The sequence below is a fragment of the Candidatus Steffania adelgidicola genome, from assembly GCF_020541225.1.
Classification (GTDB): Bacteria; Pseudomonadota; Gammaproteobacteria; order Enterobacterales; family Enterobacteriaceae; genus Steffania; species Steffania adelgidicola.
In genome coordinates this window covers 482284-506093 of sequence record NZ_CP045889.1, presented here as the reverse complement: position 1 = coordinate 506093, position 23810 = coordinate 482284, and the positions used below count along the sequence as shown (strand labels likewise).

The window sequence follows — 23810 nt, the reverse complement described above, 5'->3', positions numbered from 1 at the left end:
TAGACGGTTTTATTTTCTCTTCTTTAAAATTGTTATCAATGTTGACCTAACTCCCTCTTTCTAACAGCACACTTTATTTCAATTATCAATTCTAAAAATACTTAAAAAGTATAATTTTTATCCCGGTTTTCTCTAAAAACTGTCTGAACATAATAAAATATCCCTCTTTCCACAAGAGATAGAATATTTAATAAGTTATTATTAACATTGGGTCCCTGACATCATCATTAAGGCATATTCACCAGATACCAATCCTAAAGAGGTAGAAAAATAAAAAGAAATATCTATTTTTACAAAAACACTCTGTTCTCAATCTATCTGAGTCTCACTCGATAATAAAAACAGCAGCATTTCTCTAGTAATGATCTTAAACCATATGAAATGATATAATATATTAGAACATAAATAAACTTGATAAAGACTATTAAATTGTATTGATGGTGATACTAAACAAGTTTCCATTAACATAAGGTTAGATAGTAATGTTAACCTTTAAATTATATAGCAAAAATCTTACCCCCTCTCTGGTCTACTATGAAAACATACGATAATCTTCGCGTTACCACCGCTAAAACGGTGACAGAAGTCCTGGATAATAAGCAATCTCTTAGCGTCTTATTACCGGTGCTGAAAACAGCCTTAAACAAAAAAGACCGCGCGCTACTACAAGAATTGTGCTTTGGTATTATGCGGGTCTTACCGCTGTTAGAATGGATCTTACAGCAGCTAATGAAAAAAGCACTGACTGGTAAACAGAGGACACTTCATCACCTCCTCATGGTTGGATTATATCAGTTAATGTATACTCGTATTCCTCCTTACGCCGTTCTTGCAGAGACGGTAGAAGGTGTGGTCTCACTACAACAACCTCAGCTAAAAGGATTGATTAACGGAGTGTTACGGCAGTTCCAGCGAAAGCAAATTTTCTTGTTAACCAAAGCTACGAAACTAGAAATCTGTCATTTTCACCCATCCTGGCTGAAAAAACGAATTTTAGCTGCCTGGCCGATACACCACGCACAGATAATCCATGCTAATAATCAACGACCTCCAATGTGGCTGCGAGTTAATCGTCGGCACTTCACCCGTAACGCTTACCTGATATTGCTTGCCAATAAGAATATCGAAGCTGTTGCACACCCGAAACTACCGGACGCTATCAGGCTAAAAACACCATGCAATGTTAGCAAACTACCTGGTTTTTATCAGGGTGATATAACAGTGCAGGATGCATCAGCACAGAGAGCTGCTTTACTTCTACAACCCCAAAACGGCGAGATCATTCTTGATCTCTGCGCAGCTCCCGGAGGAAAAACCACTCACATTCTAGAGATCGCCCCTACAGCGCAGGTTACCGCAGTGGATCTAAATGCGAAACGGATTACAGATATCCATAAGAATCTGCAGCGACTAGGGATGACTGCGAAGGTTCTAATAGGAGACGGACTATCACCGAATGACTGGCGAGAGAATACCATTTTTGACCGTATCCTACTGGATGTACCATGCTCCTCAACCGGCGTCATCCGGCGGCATCCGGATATTAAATGGTTGCGATGCGATCGGGATATTACTGCATTAGCCGAAGTACAATACCAAATTTTATGTGCTACCTGGGAAATTCTTAAGCTCGGTGGAACATTGCTATACGCCACTTGTTCTATTTTACCAGAAGAAAACTACTTTCAAATCAAGGATTTTCTTTCTACGCATCCTGATGCCAAAGTACATGAAACAGGCGATGCGATTTCACCCGGCTTACAATACTTACCTTCACCAACATCGGGTGATGGTTTCTTTTATGCAAAAATGATAAAAGGGATTTTATCCCATTAGAGATGCGCTATTCCTAAAAATAAGGATTCATTTATGAAAATCATCATTCTTGGTGCAGGGCAAGTCGGTGGTACGCTTGCGGAAAATCTTGTCGGGGAGAATAATGATATTACGATTGTCGATACCGACGCGGAGCAGTTGCGCCAGTTACAGGATAAGTTTGATCTACGTGCGATCCAGGGATACGGATCTCACCCGCGGGTCCTGCGCGATGCCGGAGCGGAAGATGCCGATATGCTAGTAGCCGTAACAAACTCCGATGAAACCAATATGATTGCCTGTCAGATAGCCTATACGCTATTTAAAACGCCAAACCGTATCGCCCGCATCCGATCTCAGGAGTATGGTCGAGAAGCTGAGTGGCTATTTTCGCCGGAAGCTGTTCCCATTGATCATTTGATCTCACCTGAACAGCTAGTCATTGATAATATCAATAAACTAATTGAATATCCTGGTGCCATTCAGATAGTAAATTTTTCTAAAAGCAAAGTTAGCCTAGTGGCTGTTAAAGCCTATTATGGCGGGTTGCTAGTTGGGAATGCCCTTTCTTCGCTCAAGGCGCATATGCCACATATCGAGACCCGAGTGGCGGCTATTTTTCGTCAAAACAAACCAATTCGCCCGCAGGGATCAACGATTATCGAGGCAGATGATGAAGTTTTCTTCGTCGTCGCTTCCCAGCATATCCGTGCAGTTATTAGTGAAATGCAGAGACTAGAGAAACCTTATCACCGCATTATGATCGTTGGCGGTGGCAACATCGGTGCTGGTTTGGCGTATCGACTAGAAAAGAATTATAATGTGAAACTAATAGAACGTATTCAAGAACGCGCTGTTGAACTAGCGGAACAATTGCATAATACTATTGTTTTTTACGGTGATGCCTCAGATCAGGAGCTGTTAGCACAGGAGCATATTGAGCAGATTGATGTCTTTATCGCCCTTACTAATGACGATGAAGCCAATATTATGTCCGCTATGTTAGCTAAGCGCATGGGGGCAAAAAAAGTATTAGTACTAATTCAACGACGCGCATATGTGGATCTTGTTCAAGGCAGTGTAATCGATATCACCATTTCCCCCCAGCAGGCTACGATTTCATCGCTGCTAGGACATGTCCGCAAAGCGGATATCGTCACTGTTTCCTCATTGCGAGGCGGAATAGCAGAAGCAATTGAAACTATAGCTCATGGCGATAAAAACACTTCACGAGTAGTTGGCCGTCACATTGAGGCTATTAAGCTACCACCTGGTGCCATTATTGGTGCTATTGTTCGCGGAGATGAGGTTATTATCGTCAACCGAACCAGCCGGATTGAAGAGGGTGATCATGTGATCATATTCCTCACTGATAAAAAGTTTATCAATGATCTAGAACGCCTTTTCCAACCCAGTCCCTTCTTCTTTTAGCAGTGACATAAAACCAATCTATTCGAAATAGATCGCTCCTTCTTTCTTTAAATTTAATTTGTTTATAACAATAAAAACATATATGATTTTATCATACTTTATTCTATGTATAGAATCATGGTCATCGAGTAGTCGAGTTAGTATTTTTTATAAAACTAGATACTTTTCCAGTAAAACCACTTTAGCTTTAAAAACTAATGTTATTAAGCTTATTGTAAAATTGTAAAACGTTAGGATTAACTTTAAGAAGTTCAAGTGGATGCTGAATTCGAGACCAACAGATCCTAAAACTATACTAATAGAATCGGATTTTTTTATTCAAAATAAAATTTTGATTACATCTTTATGCAGTATTTTCTATAAGAAAGATATCTTTTTGGTAAACGACATATATGGCCACAAACAAAACCACCTGTTTCTCTACCTAAGTAGAATAAACACAATCTGTTCCAACCGAAGAATAATAGCATGGAAGTTCTAACGCTTATCCTTAAGTAACCATGACCTGATTTCCATCGCTCATTAGCTGAATCGTTTAATTCATATTAAATTAACAATAATTAAATATTAGTATTATTTGTAATAATTGTACAATGATCAGTAATAATAGAGTAAAGATATTTTTTCTTAAAATATCAAAATAAACCCTGTTTATAATCAACGATATTATCATCAGATGATATATAACTATCCATAATGCTAAAAAATAACCTGATTCACGACTCGTGATAGTACAGTACTTATATCATTTTAAAAATCTGAAAGACATTAAGTATAAATGGAAAGTAAAAAAGATATCCGTTTAAATATAGTAACTCTGTTCTTTGTAAAAATTCATCATAACCCTTAAATCACTTGGTGATATTAGCTAATAATTGTAAATTACTTATATTAGGTACTATGAGTACCTAATATTATCAATGACTTTAAATGTAGACTGTATATGTTCATAATAACCTCTAAAATAACCCACCATCTTAAAAAAAAGAACTAAACCATGCCTGATCCACTCAAGCGACCTACATTTCTAGTACACGATTACGAAACCTTTGGTAAACATCCTGCCCTTGACTGGCCAGCGCAATTCTCAGCTATTCGCACCGATAGCCAGTTTAGAATTCTAGAGGAACCAACAAACTTTTTATGTCATCCGGCTGACGATTATTTGCCAGATCCAGAAGCAGTGTTAATTACTGGGATTACACCCCAAAAAGCGTTAAGTGATGGTATATCAGAGGTGGAGTTCGCCCGGCGTATTTATAAAATGTTTAACATGCCAGACACTTGTATTTTAGGTTACAACAATATCAACTTCGATGATGAAGTTAGCCGTAATTTATTTTATCGCAATTTTTATGATCCATACGGCTGGAGCTGGAAACAGGGTAATTCCCGATGGGATCTGCTGGATGTCATGCGTGCCTGCTACGCCTTGCGCCCTGAGGGAATCTCATGGCCAATAAATGAAGAAGGTCTACCCAGTTTCCGTCTTCAAGATCTCACTCATGCAAATGGTATTGAACATTCGAATGCCCATGATGCGATGGCCGATGTTTATGCTACTCTCGAAATAGGAAAACTAATCTATAAAATGCAACCGAATCTATTTAATTTCCTCTACCATTACCGCGGTAAGAGAGAGTTAAAAAGACTTATCGCTCCTCTTGAAACAATGACACCATTGGTACATATTTCAGGTATGTTTGGCGCGGCGCGAGGAAATACTGCCTGGATTGCGCCTTTAGCCTGGCATCCTTACAACCCTAATGCGCTTATCGTCTGCGATCTAAGCGGTAATATACAGCTTCTTGAGGAGCTCGATAGTGATGCTCTACGTAATCGGCTCTATACAAAGAAACACGCGCTGTATAAAAATACTTCAGTACCATTAAAGATCGTGTACCTCAATAAATGTCCAGTGCTGGCACCCGCCAATACGCTACGCCCGATTGATGCCGAACGACTGGGTATCCATCGGAAACGATGCCTGGATAATTTGACCTGGTTACGCAAACGGCCAGAACTCAGAAAAAAAATAGTAGCTGTGTTTTCCGAAAAGACAACTGTTTTTACGCCTTCAGACAACGTCGATACCCAGCTATATGATGGATTTTTCAGTGAAAGCGATCGGGCTACTATGAATATTATTCTCTCTACCAATCCGGAAAGTTTACAGACATTAAATATAAGCTTTATAGATCCTCGCTTAAATCTATTACTTTTTCGCTATCGCGCACGAAATTTCAAGCACACGTTAAATCATGATGAGGCACTACGCTGGTTAGAACATCGTAATATCTATTTTAATAAAGCGCGTCTAGACGGTTATCTACAGAAAATAAAGGAGCTCTCCTTAATGCATCAAGGAAATACGCAAAAAATACAGTTACTAGACGCACTTTGTGAATATTGTCAGATATAGAAACAGGAAAGAAAATCAAAAATCATGTACTAGTGTATTACAAAAGATCTCTGTTTTACTTTTCGCTTATCTCTATTTGTACTTAATCTATGTCTAATCTAGCTTCTATATAGAGAAGCAATTTCTAACATGTCATAGGCTATTTTCCACATAAACGTGAACTTTTAAGGATGCATATGCTTAACCCCAAAAAAAATTCTTAATAAACTATTTTATTCTTTTTCCAATGAACGTAACGTTCCTTTTAGATATGTAGTGATATAATCACCATATAACCCAATTTTAAAGATCATATATTTATTACGAGTCGCCTATTGTAGATAACAATTAGCTTAATCAGATCCTTGAAATCAGAAAAATATTTGAAGTTAACAATACCACTGAAGTCATTCTTAAACACAGCGAGTCGTATCGTAAATAAAAACATTCGATTCATTGATTAATTTCAAAATAATAAACCGTGCAAGGCAGTTGCCTTAGATAGGCATACGCTGATCTATTACAATTAATAGATGTACAATCGTGATTTACCATAAACAATCATAGTCACGAGTACTAATAGTACTGTTATATAACAAATATTTAAAGTAATAGTATTTGCTACAATGGTTGCCATGGCTGAAAGAGCTAAAATGGCTGCAATATCTCCACTTCTTCTATCTGTAATTGATGATCTGTTTCTAAAAAAATAAATTTTTCTCAATGTAAGTAATGAGGTATCCAGGTATATATCATAAAATCAATTGCTCCATAATTCTCTGATACATTCGACTCAGTAGCTGAAGATCAGTCACTCTTACGCATTCATTCACTTTATGAATAGTAGTATTTACTGGTCCCAGCTCTACTACTTGCTTACTCAGTCGGGAAATGAACCGACCGTCAGAGGTACCGCCGGTAGTTTCAAGACGTGGTATAATGTTCTGATATTGCTTTACCGCTCGCACGGCTGCTTCTGCTAAAGCACCGCTTTCGGTTAGGAACGGTTGGCCAGATAACGACCACCGGATCCGATAGCGTAACTCGTACTTCTGTATAATAGTCTCTACTCGATGACGGATAATCCTGTCTGTCAGCTCAGTATTGAAACGAAAATTAAATTGCACTAGCAACTCACCAGGGCTGATATTGTTACTCCCGCTACCAGCATGGATATTGGTAATTTGCATCGTAGTAGGTGGGAAAAAATCGTTACCCTTATCCCAACGAGTATCTATTAATTCTTTTAGCGCATTCATCGCGCCATGTACCGGATTCTCCGCTAGATCTGGATAAGCAATGTGACCTTGTATCCCTTGCACAATTAGATGCGCGCTTAGCGAACCTCGCCGACCATTTTTGATAACATCCCCAAGCTGGGCACTACTAGATGGTTCACCTACAAGACAATAATCCAGACGTTCTTGACGTTCTATAAGCAATTCTATTACTTTAACCGTGCCGTTTTGCGCGTTTGCTTCCTCATCAGAGGTAATGAGAAACGCTAACCGACCCTGATGATGATGATGTAAAGAAACAAAGCGTTCAGCGGCAATAACCATCGAGGCTAAAGATCCCTTCATATCCGCGGCGCCACGCCCATACAGCATACCATTGTGCAAGCTTGGTTGAAACGGTGGGTTATCCCAACAACCGATATCACCAGGAGGTACTACATCCGTATGTCCAGCAAAGACTAGTGTACGACCTTCGCCACGCCATGCCCAAAAATTAAGAGTATCGCCAAATGGCATTGGTTCAATTGTAAACCCCAAAGCTTCTAGGCGCGCCATTATTATCACCTGGCATCCGGCGTCCTCAGGGCTCAGAGAGGGACATTTTATTAACTGCTTTGCTAGTGCTAAGACAGGACAAAACATTTTAGACCTCGCTGATGGCAAAAAGATAATATTTTTGTAGAGAGAATTTTAATAAAAATGGTTATCTGTAACCAATGATAGTCATAGACTATTAATGACAGCTGCCTAGAAAAGCACTAACCTTAACCCACCTGAACTCCATTTTTTATAGATATTGTTAGTATTCAATGCACTTCTGAATACTTTAGTTTTCCAAACTGGTACTAGTAAGTGTTAGAATTCGCCTAAAAACCTAGGAAGAATAAAGACTGATGTCATACCTACTTTAGGGTAACACGCTTTAATATTATTTCCTTAAGCAATACTGAAAACTATATAATTCGCTGTTAAGCGAACTGTAGAAAATATACGCTAGACTATAAATAATTCAATGTTCACAAGAAAAAATCTTACAAGTCCTAAATCTAAATATTATTTTTCCTTATAATTTATTTCAACATCAATCAATGCGCCTTTGTGAATCCAAACCGATCATTAAAGTTATCATGCTTTATAAACTAGATAAATCATTGTTCGATATGATAAAAAAATAACTCTCTCTCCGCTTCATCCTTAATTATCGGAAATGGATAAACTACTCCAAATACTGGAGCATCAACGTTTTCTTACATTCTCTAGCCTAGGATGTATTGATTCAAGTAATCTACACGATAAAATCGCTTAAATAGCTAGAAGTTTCTGCTAATGAAGCAGAAGTAATAAAATTAGGATTGCAGAAAATAAGTAGGTTATTTTTAAATGAATTTAACTTGTTATAGCCATAATAGTGACTTTATTCAAAGTGTCAGGATACTGTTCATTATCTGGGATATGAACAAATCCACTAAGCTGTATCTTTCCAATGATTTTCATTTATCACTAGAGTAAAACCTAGTTGAATTATCTTTTTGTAACTTGATAACAAGTAAGCAACCTTAACTAATAAATAACATTGTGTGAGATAAGATTTTAGAAAACTTTTTTCAGTAGCGCTGCTACACTACCCCCCCCTTGGTTATAATCTATATTAACGCCAGTGTTCATAGCAGTCACCTTATCCTGACTTCCAGCCAACTTTCTTGATAAACAGATCGCTTTAGACTTATGGTCCGTGAAAATAGCAGCCGGAATTTGATTTGAGAGACCATCTATCTTTTGATAGAGCTGTTTTTGCTGCTCAAGCAGTTGAAATAACCGGTGTTGATTTTCCTGAATCTGACCTCGAAGTAAATCGACATCATGCTGCTGATTTCGGTACTGCTGATATATCTGAATTAGTAGTTGCCTATGCGCATTAGCAATACGCTCGAGTTGAGTAACTCGATCTTCTAGCGAATTGAAGCTAATATTACTAATTATCACATTCGCCGCAGCAGACTTTTGGAGGGGGGGGCTAACTAATAATAACAGACTGAAGAAATAAACTGTAAAATTCTTACTCATGAAAGACTCTTAATAGACCAGTATAACGCGACGGTTTTTGGTATTAGCTAATTTATCGCGATAAAATGAAATGGGTTGATCATTACCGTAAGATACAATAAAGATCTACTTAGCAGCGGCACCCTTACTCTGAAGATATATCTTCACGGCATCAGCACGGCACTCACATAGAGCAATATTATATTCCGGTGTCTCGTTTTGATCTATATAACCTTCAATAACTACTTTTTGTGATGAATTCCTACGTAAAAAACTGGCATGAGCGTTAAGCCTTTTATAAAAGGGTAAGGCTAGTATTATACTAATCCACATCGAAGTAAACAACATTATTTCGCTGAAGATTTTGCATCTCCGGAGTTACCTGCTTTTCCGGCGAGATACTGTTGTGGAGATTCTCTATGTTTATTTTTGCCCCCATACCTGGTATGTATGCATTATTAGTATGTTGATGTAAACTACATCCACCGATCATGATTAATGTCATGCTCAAGAAAATCTCTTTGAACCCTTTATTGACTGGCATCTTTCTCTTCCTTACATATTCACACGTATATTATAGATACGGCGACCACGCAGGAAACTTAACTGATTCATGAATGACTGGAAAATGTGCTTTAAAATCCCCATTAGCCGAGACTAAATGTAATATACAAGTTGTCCCTTTTTGTGTAGCACTGTAGATAATCATGCTACCATTAGGAGCGATACTAGGGGTGTCATCCATGAACGTATCCGTTAATACCTGTACAGTTCCTGTTATTAAATTTAATTTAGCGATGTGCTGTATGCTGTTATTACGGCTAACCATAACTAAAAACTTTCCATCTGCGCTAACATTTGCATTCTGATTGTGGGTCCCTGTCCAGGACAGACGTTGTGGAACACCGACATTGATATTAATTTTATAAATTTGTGGAGACCCACCTTGGTCAGAAGTATACGCTAACGTCTGACTGTCAGGAAACCAGGTTGGTTCGGTATTATTGCTACGACTGTCGGTTAGTGCACTAATCTGATTGGATAACAGATCCATTATATATAAATTCAAACTGCCGGTCTTTGATAACACAAACGCTAACTTACTGCCATCTGGTGAAAATGCAGGCGCGCCGTTATGCTGAGGAAAACTTGCAACCTGACGAATAGCGGTGCTATCCAATGTTTGGATCACAAGCGCACTATGACCGCTTTCAAACGTAACATATGCAAGTTTACTGGCATCAGGAGACCAGGCAGGCGACATTAGAAGTCGTGGCGAACGATGCACTGGAATTTGATTCCAACCGTCATAATCTGATACGCGAAGTTCGTATGGATACATACTACTACTGGTATGGACCACGTAGGCAATACGGGTACGAAACGCACCTTGAATTCCGATAAGTTTTTCAAAAGTTTCATCACTGACGCCATGTGTAGCATAACGCAGCCATTTTCCTGAAACTTTGAACTGATTTTCCGACAAAACGATGCCAGGATTATGAAAAGTATCTACCAATTGGTAAGAAAGGACATAGCTGTCATCGGCGCTTGGCCATATTTTCCCCACAACTACAGCGTTGATGCCAATTCCTGACCAGGCAAGAGGCGTTACTTCCGATGCAGTGGTTGGATATTGAGGTAGATGAGACTTATCGAGAGGCTTGAATTTACCACTATTACGTAGATCAGCAGCTATAATTCCAGCGATATCTTGGGGTGGAGCACCGGACCCACCCCATTTAAACGGAACAACCCCGATCGGCTGCGCCGAATATGCCTCTTGATTGATCTGTATGCTCACTCCTGCATATGATACATATGCCCATGACAGAAAAATACCCAAGGATAGTCGAAATACCTGGTTCATTGTATCTCCCGGTACACCACCAGAGTACCCGTCGCTATTTAAAATTAGTACATATATCTGGTGAAAGCACATTACCTCTTCAATTTTCAACCATTATACAAAATCTTCAATCTAAAACAGAGCGTTTTATAATTACCACATCAAACTATGATGCACTGCGTTTCAGTTTCGCTTGAATGTTACCTTCTTATAGCTTACTGTATTTTCTGGCTAGGCGACTGATAATAATCGTCAGTTCTATCAAGTCAAAACTCACCGAATACCACATCGTATCAGGCGATATATGTAATTAATACATAAAGTTAACTTCTTGAAAATACATTTAAAAGATTACAAAATTCACCATGTATCATTTTAATGATGAACGATGATATTATTTATTTCTGTAAAAAATAGTATTGTTATACTTTGTATTACAGTTACTTGCCTCACATACAATTGACGGTGAGCATGTTCTTAACAAGTAGTTTAACCGTGAAATATCATTTATACTGTGCTTTTTATTGAGAACAGCCATATTGTACTAACAGTTATATTAGTAAACTATAGCCTGGAAACTAAGTATTACTGTGATCATTGTTGGCTTTCGTGTGTGCTATTCTCTTCTTGGAGATAAACGACTTTTCAAGTCAATACAAACATTAAAAGATGTTAATGTGCATTAATAGAATAATGACTCTTTATAGTATATATTCTATATATGTGCCCTTTAATGCAATAAATGTTATAAACTATTTAAGAAATAAATAATATACTGTATAAGCTAAACCTCAGTAAGCTGAGTTATTGGCTCGATTCACTCCATATCTGACCTAATGAAATAGTAATTACTCTTAACTGTATCATATTCGCATGATATACAACACTTCTTTAGATTGGCTGACCCCTGACTTAAATAATAGTCTTTTAAGACTAGATTTACCCATGTCTGACAACACGATGATAACAAGTAGATTCTCATTGTTACTCAGGATATCTCAATAGATAGCCTTGAAAAAATTTTTCCTTAACGCCATAAGCAATCATCGGTATGATGCCTATAAAAATTAATATAGGGATAGAACGGTTTAATACTATGACTCCGTCAATAACGCTGAATCAGATGATATTACTATCAATCAATATGTAAACATCCATGTTCCAGATACATTTTCAGGGGGGGGGCTTTCTTTAAAGAAAGAATTTTTAATACCTTATTATACTTAATAGATCGACACACACAATGTATAATCTAATCGAGAAATTTAGGTTTTAAACGCTAGAAGCGGTAGCCTTTTTAAGGCTACCGCGCCATGCGAGGCTCTTTCTACTAACACTTTAGATAGCTAACCATTCTCTTGATGAAAGAAAGAGAAACGTGATCACGCTATAGCAGCACGTTTTCTATCCCAACAACATAAAGCAGCATAATGCAATCTCAGAACAACAGATAACCTCAAAGAATGCTTGTTTAAGCATTCTCGATATCAAAATACTACTACGCTGGACAATTATCCCAAAATACAGTTTTGTCGCCTATTAAAATAGGCATAGTAACTTTCAGACAAGTTACCATTAGCGAATAATTTAAAATTATCCACTCATTTACTGGTGAGACCCGCTATACAAATAGCAAATTTAATTAGCTGAAAAATATATAGCTATATAGCTAATACAGCTATCTATCTATAGCTAATACAGCTATCTATCTGACCGGAAACTATTCATTAGAATTTCGAATAAGTAATGAAATCTTCATAGAAATAAAATTGAAAGAGGATTTCGCTTTTATTTCGAATAGATTCCCCAGCAGAGAAAAAAGTAATGTTCTACTCCCATGTCCTTTTTAACGCTTAATTACCATAAGGATATTTTCGATCTCGACTACTTTTAGATTGAGAGACTTTGCCTTCTTCGGAAGGCGTTATCTTTTCTTTTTTTTTCAGTTATCACTGTAATATCTAGATTAGCTATACGTTACCTAATGGTGACATTAGGTGACTTCAATTAGTCTTTCTCATGTATTATTACATGATTTACAGAGAATATTATAATAATTTTTCTATTCTAGGTTATGACTACACTTAAATCTCGATTTACAATAGATAGACAAGCCAGAAAACATTCGGATCACCAGTGACAATAATACACTCATCAATCACTTAATATGTTTGTGATAACAGCATTAATCTCTTATTAATTCGAACGGTAGCGCTTATAACATCAGTAAAAAATACACATTTAGGAGGCTAATTCACTACCATTACCTGCTGATTTTCGAAAATCAGGATAAAGATCCAACACAGTCAATTTACACCATATAAGATATGGATATTTTTTAGTCTTTCATGCCTCAACAAAATCAGAGCGGATTTTTTACTTAGCCTACTCGGAGAATTTTAAAACTAATTTGTACAAAAAAATCGGCATGCTTTAATAAAAATCTTGGATACTAAAAAACCTCAACACAGTTTCCGTCTAATTTTTTTAACAAATACAACAATCTATGTATTTATATACGTTAAAAACTCTCAAATAGTATCTATAATTAAGGTTATATTGTTTTTCTTATCTTGATGATTCGTACTTGAAATATCGCTAAGTGATCCCATTATAAAAGTGGGTTTTATTTTATATATCTTTAAAGGAGTACAATATGGCCTATCGTTCTTTCTCATTCATCCCGGCCTTGAGTAATCATCTGCTTTCGGACCGCTTTACACAAATAGATAATCTATTTAGTCGTCTGACCGGGGAAAACCCCGTAACTGATACGCCTGCTTATAATCTTTTACAAAAAGATAAAGAGCATTATGAAATGACGGTAAGCGTGCCGGGTTATACACAAGATGAACTGGATGTTTCTTTACTCAATAACCACCTTACCATCATGGGTAAAGTTCAAGGTGAAGAAAACAAAGCAACTGAAACGACTGAAAAAGAAACCGGTGTAAAATGGTTTCATTGTGGCATTAAAAAAACTAATTTTTCATTAAGTTTTAACCTTGAACACAAGATACACATTCAAGATTCGCATCTAGACAATGGATTGTTAACGCTTCGATTTACTTGTGAACTCCCCCAAGAGGAAAAACCACAAAAGATCTCCATTGGCTTAAAAAATAGATCAAGTCGAACACTTGAGCATAATAAAGACTAAAAAACGCCCCAGTCAGGGGCGTTTTTTCTCTTCATAAGGAAGAGTGTATTACTGAACGCGCTTATAGTAAGCAAGATTTACATTAAATATATAATGAAAGTGATATTAAATATTATTACATACATCATTCTTTTCTTTGTTTTATCTAAAAACAAAACTGATTTTGATTCCAATATTCATCCAAAAATACAACCATATTACATTAATGAATAAAATGTAATATGGTACTTTCTAGTTTATGCTTTAGTATACATCTACTAAAAAATTATCAAATCTGGGTAAAATGGAATCATTTCTCATTTTACATAATACGCTTGATGATCTCTGGAAATACTATTTCTAGTCTTTGATATTTTTACTCATTCCTTATTTCAAGGAGAAGATTTCTCAATCAATCATTATTCAAGATCAACTTTAAAACACCCTCGGATAATATCCGATGGGGGGATAATAGTCTTTCAAGTAAAGACATCATTGCTTTTCTTAACCTGATATTATTGGTTATCAAATTTAACAAAATATATCATGGCATGTTTTAAACATACAGGCGGTAACATATATTTTTGTATCCATTGAATAAAAACTTTTACTCCTTCATGCTTTTTGATATTATCCCTATTGATTCGAATTAATATCTGACGTATCTTTTCATTTAGATAATTCTATCCAAATCTAAATTAAGAACAGAGTATTTTAGTTTTAATGGAGTTCTTCTTTTTTTGAATGTTCACTGTATCGTAAAAAAGATATAGGAAACGATTTGAGCAAACACCCTGTTTTTATACCAGGTCTCGCGTGTTCTTTTAGTATCAATGACTAGAATTCTTAAACATGCATGTCTTTAAAATTGTTAGAGAGTGATGCGATGATAATGCATGTCAGCACGTGCTTTAAAGAACAACGATCTCAGCTGGTATACTTCTCTCTAAAAGAGAGTCAATACAGCATCAACCAATACCTGTTATATAAAATTAGATTAAATAATCTGGGCTCGTAGTAGTCTATATCTCTACATCTATCAATCTAAATTTGACCGCATTATAAACAATATAATTTGCAAATTATCTTTCTCTTTTATTTTCTCACTTTAATTCCAAAATCACGTAATTTAACTCCATGTAATTACAAACCTTGAACAGAAAAGAAACGCACGAATTTCAGCATATCCTCTGCATGTCAACAACATTACTTGACTATACTTTATAGTTATAGATAAAAGGGGAGTATGTTCAACAATTCATATAAACAATCACATTTATATTCCCTTCTAGTTATATATTTTCTGAGGTCCATAAGACAATCCATACATGCTTTTCTATATCGTTTTAGAACCCACTATCTCACGATAAGAGATACTTATTCAGTATCAAGAAAATAGTTTTTTATTAGTTATAAATCTTGGTTTTTGTAAAAAAACATGAAATACGTAGAGTATTTTATTATTTATATAAAAAACATATAAGTTTCATTTTGTATTGTTTTAAGTGATTTTCCGTAACTACTTTCTGTTTTATTTTAAGGAACTCTCCCACTCTGTATTCATCTAAATAAATAGAGCACTACGCTTTCTTTTGATACAGAAAGAATATAGATGTTTACGTATTTCTGTTCAGAAATCATTCAGCGAGAGAAGGGTACTGATCGTAGGAAAACGATCTTACTTTTAAAAATAGAAAAACGTCTTTAACCAATAAAGAATATCCCCCTCATAATCCTAAAACAAAGACGCTTCTTATATTAACTAGATGATGTTAGTATCATCACTCTTAGTTAAAGACTAAAGACATATTTTTTTACACAGAAGAATGTATTATCCATATAATCTCACTCAAAAATAAATCGGAAAAAATAATGTTTCTAATATTTTACTATCTCGAGCATGACTAGTTAACCTTATACCCAATTGAGAAACAAGAAGCACTGTATATTTTTCTTAACTTAAAACGAATGTAGATACAAATATTCAGCAATACAGCTGTACAGTAATTCTCATAATAAATCCGGTAACAGCATTCCTCATGCTAAAAAATGCGTTATATGTTGTTTTAAAATTAAATAGTGATGAAATTTTTAATCGCTAGATGACCACATCCTCTTCACTATTTTTTGAAAATAATACATTAATATGTGATTTGACGACCATTACTAGTAACTGTAACAACAGTTATTATATTTTATAATTCGATGACAGTAATTGTGATATCACTCATAGACCTTATATTGATAACCTGCAGATAAGTTTTATTGAACATATGTTAAAGGAGCATAATATGAACTATCGTTCTTTCTCTCTTATTACCAATATTAAGCAACAATCTGCTTTCTGATCGTATTATGCAAATAGATAATCTATTTAGTCATCTTACTGGAGAAGACCCCCGTGGCTGATACGCCTACTTATAATGTCCTAAAGAAAGATAAAGAACATTATGAAGTAAGGGTAAGCGTACCAGGTTATACTCAAGATGAAATCGATATATCATTGCTAAATCATCAATTAACCATTAGCGATAAACCAAAAATTGAGAAAAAAGCATCGACCAAGGAAAAAGATAATCTCCAATGGTTACATGAAGGGATGAAGAAAAGTGAATTCTCTTTAAACTTTAACCTTGAACATAGAATAAAGATCCAGCAAGTTAATCTCGATAACGGATTACTAATCCTACTATTTACCTATGATATCCCTGCACAGGAACAGCCCCCCAAAATTTCAATTATTACTACAAACAAATCAGATGGAGTGTTGAAGTACAATGGGGATTAATTAAGACGCCCCAAGAGACGCGTCTTAATCTTAAAATACAAGATTTATCCTAGGAGGGATTACAATTAAAAATTCGATTTTTACTTAAATATAAAAGTAGACGATTTTAGTTATATATCCCCTTGCAACGTTTGTATCAGTCAACCAAATAAAAATCGAGTGTGATTCTCACTTTAATTAATTTAATTATTACCGTGGTACTACAAATCCAGATCAAATTAGAACAAATTAAGGTCATAAGACTAAATACTGTAAATCATCTTATAAAATTGAGTCTTGAAGAAAATAATCAATGATAACCTTTATCTTTTTATAAAGATATAAAAGCAAAATAATTATCACTAGCTTTCCTGAAAAGTACAGTACAGAAATATATTTCTAAGTCAATGGTGAAGCAGAAGATGAAGAATTATGATATAAAAACTGCACATTTGTTATTCCCACTCAATCGTGGCAGGCGGCTTACCGGAAATGTCATATACCACACGGGAAATACCATCTATTTCATTTATAATACGGTTAGAAACATGCCCCAAAAACTCATAGGGAAGCTTTGCCCAATGAGCGGTCATAAAGTCAATAGTTTCTACAGCACGTAGTGCAATCACCCAGTCGTATTTACGAACATCACCCATCACGCCAACAGAACGCACGGGTAAGAATACTGTAAAAGCCTGACTGAGTTTATTATACAGATTTTCCTTGTGCAGCTCTTCAATAAAGATTGCATCAGCCCAACGCAATAAATTGCAGTATTCTTTTTTTATCTCGCCAAGCACCCGAACGCCTAGACCAGGCCCAGGGAATGGATGACGATAAAGCATATTGTACGGTAATCCTAACTCTAACCCTATCTGGCGAACTTCATCTTTAAACAATCCTTTCAGAGGTTCCAGTAAGCCCATATTCATCTCTTTTGGCAAGCCCCCGACATTATGATGAGATTTGATAAAATGCGATTTACCAGTAGTTGAAGAGGCGGATTCAATGATATCGGGATAAATAGTACCCTGAGCCAACCATTTCACATCGCTAAGATAAAGAGCCTGTTCTTCAAATACTTCTACAAACACCCGACCAATGGTTTTCCGTTTCATCTCTGGATCGTTGATACCAGCTAGAGCGGAAAAAAACCTTTCTTCTTCTAGAAGAAGAATGATATCTAGATTGTAATCCTCACTAAACATTTTCATTACCTGACCAGCTTCATTAAGACGTAGAAGGCCGTTATCAACAAATATGCAAATAAGATGTTGCCCGATAGCGCGATGCAATAGCATCGCGGTAACCGAGGAGTCTACGCCGCCAGATAAAGCAAGAATTACCCGAGAATCACCGACCTGTTCTCTAATGCGAGAAACGGAGTCTTCAATGATTTTAGTGGGCGTCCACAGTGGTTTGCAACGGCAAATATCAAGTACAAAACGTGCTAGCAAGCGCTGGCCCTGATGAGTATGAGTGACTTCTGGATGAAACTGGACACCGTAGAAACGTTTTTTTTCATTGGCTATAACGGCCAATGGACAGTTTTTAGTTCTTCCGATAGTAAGAAAATCCACCGGAATAGCGGTGACTTTATCACTATGACTCATCCAAACATCTAATAACTGGATCCCACGAGAATCAATAGCATCCTGAATGTCTCTCAATAAAAAACTATCAATTAAAACTTCAACCTGGGCATATCCAAACTCGCGTGAAGAAGAACTCTGTACTGTTCCGCCGAGCTGCATCGCCATGGTTTGCATACCGTAGCAAATTCCTAGCACCGGTACACTCGCTTGGAAGACGTACTCCGGCGCACGAGGACTATCAAGTGCCGAGATACTATTCGGCCCCCCAGAAAGAATAATTCCACGGGGATTGAATTCTCGTATTTTTACTTCAGTTGCATCCCAGCGCCAGACTTCGCAATAGACGCCTAGTTCCCTTACTCTTCGACCAAGCAGTTGAGTGTATTGTGATCCAAAATCCAGAATTAATATTTGGAATTGATGACTATTTTCTATCATTAATGGTACATTCTAACATATAGCATATAAATATTATTATCCAACTATAAAGGAAATATAAAAACTCTATTAACTCATGCGGTAATTCGGGGATTCTTTAGTGATAACGACGTCATGAACATGGCTCTCCTGCATACCAGCGCCGCTAATACGGACAAATTCGGATTTAGTACGAAGGTCTGTAATAGTAGCACAACCGGTTAATCCCATACAGGAACGTAACCCACCCATTTGTTGATAAACGATCTCCTTTAGGTGGCCTTTATAAGCCACACGGCCCTCTATCCCTTCCGGAACAAGTTTGTTAGTGCAATTAGCAGTCTGGAAATAACGATCTGAGGAACCCTTTAACATCGCCCCTAACGACCCCATTCCGCGATAAGATTTAAAGGAGCGACCCTGGAAGAGTTCAATCTCGCCGGGTGACTCTTCGGTACCTGCTAAGAGCGAGCCTACCATGACGCATTCAGCGCCAGCGGCGATTGCTTTTGCAATGTCACCGGAAAAGCGAATACCGCCGTCAGCAATGACCGGAACACCCGTACCTTCTAGCGCTTCTACCGCATTAGAGATAGCAGTAATCTGCGGTACTCCCACACCTGTGACGATTCGGGTCGTACAAATGGAACCAGGGCCAATACCTACTTTCACTGCACTCACACCTGCCGCTACAAGCGCGAGTGCGCCGGAACCAGTGGCAATATTGCCTCCGACAATTTGCAGATCGGGATATTGGGTTCGTGTTTCACGGATACATTGTAGCACCCCTTCGGAATGTCCATGGGCAGAGTCGATAAGCAAGACGTCCACTCCTGCTTTAACTAAAGCAGCGATACGTTCTTTATAGCCAGCAGAAACACCCACGGCTACGCCCACTCGCAAACGGCCATACTCATCTTTACAAGCATGAGGTTTTCGTTCCGCTTTTTGGAAATCTTTTACAGTAATCATACCAAGAAGATGGAATTGGTTATCCACTACTAGTGCTTTTTCAACGCGCTTTTCATGCATTTTAGAAAGCACAACTTCACGAGTTTCACCTTCTTTTACTGTTACCAGGCGCTTTTTTGGAGTCATGACAGCAGAAACTGGCTGGTTTAAATCCGTGACAAAACGAACATCTCTGCCAGTAATAATCCCTACCAATTCATGTTCTTCCGTCACTACCGGATAACCAGCAAAACCATGATATTCAGTCAGTTTTTTAACCTCAAACAAAGTAGTATTGGGGATGACACATTGTGGGTTAGTAACGACTCCGCTTTCATAGCGTTTTACCCTACTCACTTCCTCTGCCTGGCGTGCGATAGACATGTTTTTATGAATGAAACCAACCCCCCCTTCCTGCGCTAATGCAATAGCCAAACTAGATTCAGTTACTGTATCCATTGCCGCAGATAGGATAGGAATATTTAAACGAATTTTCTGAGTGAGTCGGGTACTAAGATTGGTCATGTTAGGTAGTACCGTAGAGTGAGCAGGAAGGAGAAGAACATCATCGAACGTTAGAGCTTCTTTAAGAATACGTAACATAGCAATATCTCATCACAGTAAACGTGAAACAAATAAAATATTGCCGTGGCAATATACAGAACGCAATCGGTTTACTCCAGCACTATTTATTAAAATTCTTGCTTATAGTTTTTTAAAAAGTATAAATCCGTTACAGCTTTCTGATAGAGTCCAACTTTTTTATGTGCATGGTGCTTCTTCTAATCTGGTGCTAACCATTAACAAACTGAATCACATAGTGCGTACACTTCTGGAAAGCAATCTCAATCAAATTTGGTTCGCAGGTAAAATATCTTATTTTTTTCATCATAGCCCGCATCTAATTACTAGTTTTTCACACTCAAAGCCAATCTCGCATAACCGAGCGCACAATGTTGTATTACATCCATTTTCTCAAACCAAATTGTCATCCTGAAACGGTCAATAAGTATGAGTACGCGTATATCTCACGCCTTATGAAGCACGCGGAAACTATCAACGCCTTGACAAAAACATGCCACTAAGTGTGGTGAGAGATTACTAAAATAAGAGTTTTAGCAGCTTAAACAACAATTAAGCAATGAAAGGCGTGGTTTAAGAAATATTTTCAGTAACCACTACCCATTCTATTCGCTGCATGGGGGTTGATTACCACTGCTAACGGTACAGTGCTACATAATATTTTACAGATTCTAAAACAACGTGATCTGGCGATCACAGTGATACTTTATCTTTTGTATAGGATAAGAATAGAACACACCAGCACAGAATATACGTACTATCGATATTCCTAATAAACGCACAGAATGCATAATCTCTCCCTCCTCAGTCCTAAGAGGGTTTCCCGAGAGAAACTTGCCTATTTTAATAATAAAAACTAGCACAGTCGATTTTTAATAATAAGCAACCGGTAGTGAGTGTAGTCCGCTATGTTACCAACGTAAATATCGCTAATTTTATTGCTAATTTTTATTTGCCAACACCATCATCGTCCGATGAAATAGTCAGCCGTAATCAGGTAACGCTTCTGGGTCAACTGCACTCTCAATAATTGAAATTAGAAATAGCAATGGATTACTTGCTTACATAACTCCAGAACGACTAAGTCGCCTTAAAATACCGTCGACCTCCACCACATTCAAGAACTCAGCTCACTCAGCAGAAAATCGCCTTATTGAGAACGGCCTTGCCAACTGAATCACAGTTTAGAGAGATACCTTCTCCAAATGCAAAGATACCATAATGTTTATCTACAAACGAGGTGAAGACTCAACTACAGGTCTTGCTTTAACAATGGACGCAAAGAATAAACCGCGACGTTAACTTATAACATCATATTTTATAACTTTATCCGCTCGGCTAGCGGGCCTTAGCCCGCTGGAAACCTTAAAAAATGGGGTGTTAGCGTCTTCGCCGATAACTTTGGCGAAGTAGTAAAAAAACGAGTTATACGCTATAGTAATTAGCTGACCATCCAGATTAGCGATGGTTTGGTAGAGAACTAGGTATTCCAGAGCACTCCGCAACCTATGAGGTTCGAACTATTTATAGGAATGTCTAATCACCCATTCTCATTCGACTAAACTGTTCCATATAATGGCACAGGACTTGTTTTTACAAAGTGTAAGAGTATATTCTGGATATAAAGTTGACTACTTTGGTTTTCATTAAGGAATCAATCTGACTTATTTAATAAATTTTATAATTAACACAATATCACATTAAAAATATTTAATCTTTTAAAAAAATAATTTTCACATACCTAAGCAGGTATATTACCTGATTAAAATCATATGATACAGTTTAACTCTTCCTGCATATAGAACATAATATAGATAACCATGAGCGTTATAAACTATCAAATAAAATTTAACTCGTGATAGACAATAAATAGATTAGATTCGCTAACTTTTAAAAAGTTAGATATTTTGATTCCCCTAATATCTTTTAGAAACGTTCTACATTTACTTAATATCACAATTGATCTCATAAAAATATATTTTTATAAAAAAAATAACAAATACAATATGATTTCTGGGATTTTTATCAAATTAAAATTGTTAACGCGAATTAGACTATCCTTTGTATGAAGATGATATCTCGGATAAATTCCAGTATCTGATTAATATATTTAACTGATTATATTTACAAGTACGTTACATAAACTATATTGATGAGTATCTATGTTATAATAAAATTTTTTTTGTTTTTGTGATATCTAATGGAATATAAAATATATAGTTTATATTAAAATTTTCGGGCTTAGTTAAGTTAACTGATATCACACGGATAGTCACATCACAATGAAGGTCGTTTTACTAAGTCTTACAGTATCGAGTTTTCATTTAATTCTTACTCTTGCATATGAACAAATTACTAAGTAATTTACATCATCATAAAAAGATATATTGTTTGTTCAGAATCGTGCTTAATAATCTTCGATTATTGTTCAGTACTGAATTTAAAGCACAGCGCATTATCGAAACTACTGAATTCCTAGATAGCCAAGAAGGGATATATAAATATGATACATTCTTTATACGTAAAATAGTTTTTCAGTAGTACAGAGATCAGTAAGATTGAAGAGGTTTGCATTTATGCCTATAATGCGATAATCTGATCTAATCCTAACGTTTCTCGTACGATCTTAGTTTCCCTATTTCCAATAGGGACCTGTTGTTTACCAATCGATCCTGTCACAGGACTGACAGATCATCGTTTAAATCTAAGAAAATTAGCACTCAAAAAGACAAATAATTTTTGACTTTTTATAGGGATAAATATAAAAATCATCTTAGCTCTGGATCGCATTGGAATAAAAATTCCGTAGCTGTAAGGTTAGATACCCAATCTAATTTGATATTTCTACTCAATAAGAATTATCAATTCTTATTGAAATTCACAAAAAATGCGAAGGAAATCCTACTCATTCTTCTTTTCAAGAAGAATCTTCCTCTTAGGAATGCGAAAAGAAACTAAATAGAAGAAAAAGCAGAAACAAACCAAAAAATATACACTAAGGACTTTTTCTGTGTTTACATACTTGATCCAAAATCCAGCCACTGTAAGTATATCAGCAATCTTACACAACCGTCATACCAAAACCAAAAGAGAAAAAGTCTTCAAGATTATATATTGATATGTAATATCATGCAGCTGAGAATTTCATATTCTGCTCTTGCGACATTATCGGTGAGAGAGGATTCGAACCTCCGACCCATACGCCCCGAACGTATTGCGCTACCAGGCTGCGCCACTCACCGCGATACATTTTATATGATGCTAATACTAAGATTCATATGATGCTGTTACTAAAATAACAAGCGTCAATCTCTTTGCTGGATCAGATTAATGTTTTATGTTTACTGTTTAATAAATTTTAATGCATCCGTATATACTAATAATGTCCGAAAAACCTAGAGACTATACTCCAGTACGTATAGTACAACTATACTATCAAGTCCACTCTTTTACTACAATAGAATTGGTAACTTTATGGCGATGGTTTATGCATCAATTAAAGTATTTGATTATATTCTTCGTTTTGAGATAGTACAATAAACTCAAACGGTGAGTTCTATATCAAACTCTGCCCATTAAGCA

At 36.5% G+C, this 23810-nt stretch carries 13 protein-coding genes and 1 tRNA gene; 6 read left to right on the top strand and 8 right to left on the bottom strand.

Annotated elements, in window-relative coordinates:
• Positions 1-534: 534 nt before the first annotated feature.
• The 3 genes from rsmB to sbcB all read left to right on the top strand — a co-directional run bounded on the left by rsmB (position 535) and on the right by sbcB (position 5668).
• Entirely contained in the window at positions 535-1836 is a 1302-nt protein-coding gene (gene rsmB / locus GFK82_RS01295) for a 16S rRNA (cytosine(967)-C(5))-methyltransferase RsmB (RefSeq protein ID WP_226811125.1), read from the top strand.
• A 33-nt stretch (positions 1837-1869) separates the two neighbouring features.
• Entirely contained in the window at positions 1870-3246 is a 1377-nt protein-coding gene (gene trkA / locus GFK82_RS01290; protein ID WP_226811124.1) for a Trk system potassium transporter TrkA, read from the top strand.
• Between the two features lie 997 nt (positions 3247-4243).
• A complete protein-coding gene (gene sbcB / locus GFK82_RS01285; RefSeq protein ID WP_226811123.1) occupies positions 4244-5668 on the top strand; it encodes an exodeoxyribonuclease I in 1425 nt (474 codons plus the stop codon).
• A 731-nt stretch (positions 5669-6399) separates the two neighbouring features.
• Here the strand turns inward: sbcB and dapE are convergent.
• From dapE to tolB, 5 genes are all read right to left on the bottom strand, one after another.
• Complete coding sequence (dapE, locus tag GFK82_RS01280) at positions 6400-7527, bottom strand: succinyl-diaminopimelate desuccinylase (protein WP_226811122.1); 1128 nt, start codon at positions 7525-7527, stop codon at positions 6400-6402.
• Between the two features lie 948 nt (positions 7528-8475).
• Positions 8476-8949 carry a YbgF trimerization domain-containing protein gene (locus tag GFK82_RS01275; RefSeq protein ID WP_226811121.1) on the bottom strand — a complete coding sequence of 158 codons (474 nt, stop codon included), beginning with the start codon at positions 8947-8949 and terminating at the stop codon, positions 8476-8478.
• Between the two features lie 105 nt (positions 8950-9054).
• Positions 9055-9261, bottom strand: coding sequence for an OmpA family protein (locus GFK82_RS01270; RefSeq protein WP_226811120.1), 207 nt, complete (start codon positions 9259-9261; stop codon positions 9055-9057).
• Positions 9251-9472, bottom strand: coding sequence for a hypothetical protein (locus tag GFK82_RS01265; RefSeq protein WP_226811119.1), 222 nt, complete (start codon positions 9470-9472; stop codon positions 9251-9253). The genes GFK82_RS01270 and GFK82_RS01265 overlap by 11 nt, the downstream gene beginning before the upstream one ends.
• Before the next feature lie 30 nt (positions 9473-9502).
• On the bottom strand, positions 9503-10798 hold the full coding sequence (tolB, locus tag GFK82_RS01260; protein WP_226811118.1) for a Tol-Pal system beta propeller repeat protein TolB: 1296 nt from the start codon (positions 10796-10798) through the stop codon (positions 9503-9505).
• Between the two features lie 2635 nt (positions 10799-13433).
• Here tolB and GFK82_RS01255 point away from each other — a divergent pair.
• Positions 13434-13937, top strand: coding sequence for an Hsp20 family protein (locus tag GFK82_RS01255; RefSeq protein WP_226811117.1), 504 nt, complete (start codon positions 13434-13436; stop codon positions 13935-13937).
• A 2380-nt stretch (positions 13938-16317) separates the two neighbouring features.
• A complete protein-coding gene (locus GFK82_RS01250) occupies positions 16318-16704 on the top strand; it encodes an Hsp20 family protein (protein WP_226811116.1) in 387 nt (128 codons plus the stop codon).
• 434 nt (positions 16705-17138) lie between these two features.
• On the opposite strand, the gene guaA is transcribed toward GFK82_RS01250, so the two are convergent.
• Both guaA and guaB read right to left on the bottom strand, forming a co-directional pair.
• Positions 17139-18716: a glutamine-hydrolyzing GMP synthase gene (guaA, locus tag GFK82_RS01245; protein WP_226811115.1), complete on the bottom strand. Its 1578-nt coding sequence runs from the start codon at positions 18714-18716 to the stop codon at positions 17139-17141.
• Between the two features lie 69 nt (positions 18717-18785).
• Positions 18786-20249, bottom strand: a complete 1464-nt coding sequence (guaB, locus tag GFK82_RS01240; RefSeq protein ID WP_226811114.1) for an IMP dehydrogenase — start codon at positions 20247-20249, stop codon at positions 18786-18788.
• Between the two features lie 871 nt (positions 20250-21120).
• Between guaB and GFK82_RS01235 the strand changes: the two genes are divergently transcribed.
• Entirely contained in the window at positions 21121-21258 is a 138-nt protein-coding gene (locus tag GFK82_RS01235) for a hypothetical protein (protein ID WP_226811113.1), read from the top strand.
• Positions 21259-23396: 2138 nt separating this feature from the next.
• Here GFK82_RS01235 and GFK82_RS01230 read toward each other — a convergent pair.
• Positions 23397-23470: transfer RNA gene (locus GFK82_RS01230), tRNA-Pro, on the bottom strand.
• Positions 23471-23810 lie beyond the last annotated feature (340 nt).

Coding starts and splice junctions, on each gene's coding strand:
- rsmB (WP_226811125.1), top strand. CDS start 535: ATGAAAACATACGATAATCTTCGCGTTACCACCGCTAAAACGGTGACA.
- trkA (WP_226811124.1), top strand. CDS start 1,870: ATGAAAATCATCATTCTTGGTGCAGGGCAAGTCGGTGGTACGCTTGCG.
- sbcB (WP_226811123.1), top strand. CDS start 4,244: ATGCCTGATCCACTCAAGCGACCTACATTTCTAGTACACGATTACGAA.
- dapE (WP_226811122.1), bottom strand. CDS start 7,527: ATGTTTTGTCCTGTCTTAGCACTAGCAAAGCAGTTAATAAAATGTCCC.
- GFK82_RS01275 (WP_226811121.1), bottom strand. CDS start 8,949: ATGAGTAAGAATTTTACAGTTTATTTCTTCAGTCTGTTATTATTAGTT.
- GFK82_RS01270 (WP_226811120.1), bottom strand. CDS start 9,261: ATGTGGATTAGTATAATACTAGCCTTACCCTTTTATAAAAGGCTTAAC.
- GFK82_RS01265 (WP_226811119.1), bottom strand. CDS start 9,472: ATGCCAGTCAATAAAGGGTTCAAAGAGATTTTCTTGAGCATGACATTA.
- tolB (WP_226811118.1), bottom strand. CDS start 10,798: ATGAACCAGGTATTTCGACTATCCTTGGGTATTTTTCTGTCATGGGCA.
- GFK82_RS01255 (WP_226811117.1), top strand. CDS start 13,434: ATGGCCTATCGTTCTTTCTCATTCATCCCGGCCTTGAGTAATCATCTG.
- guaA (WP_226811115.1), bottom strand. CDS start 18,716: ATGATAGAAAATAGTCATCAATTCCAAATATTAATTCTGGATTTTGGA.
- guaB (WP_226811114.1), bottom strand. CDS start 20,249: ATGTTACGTATTCTTAAAGAAGCTCTAACGTTCGATGATGTTCTTCTC.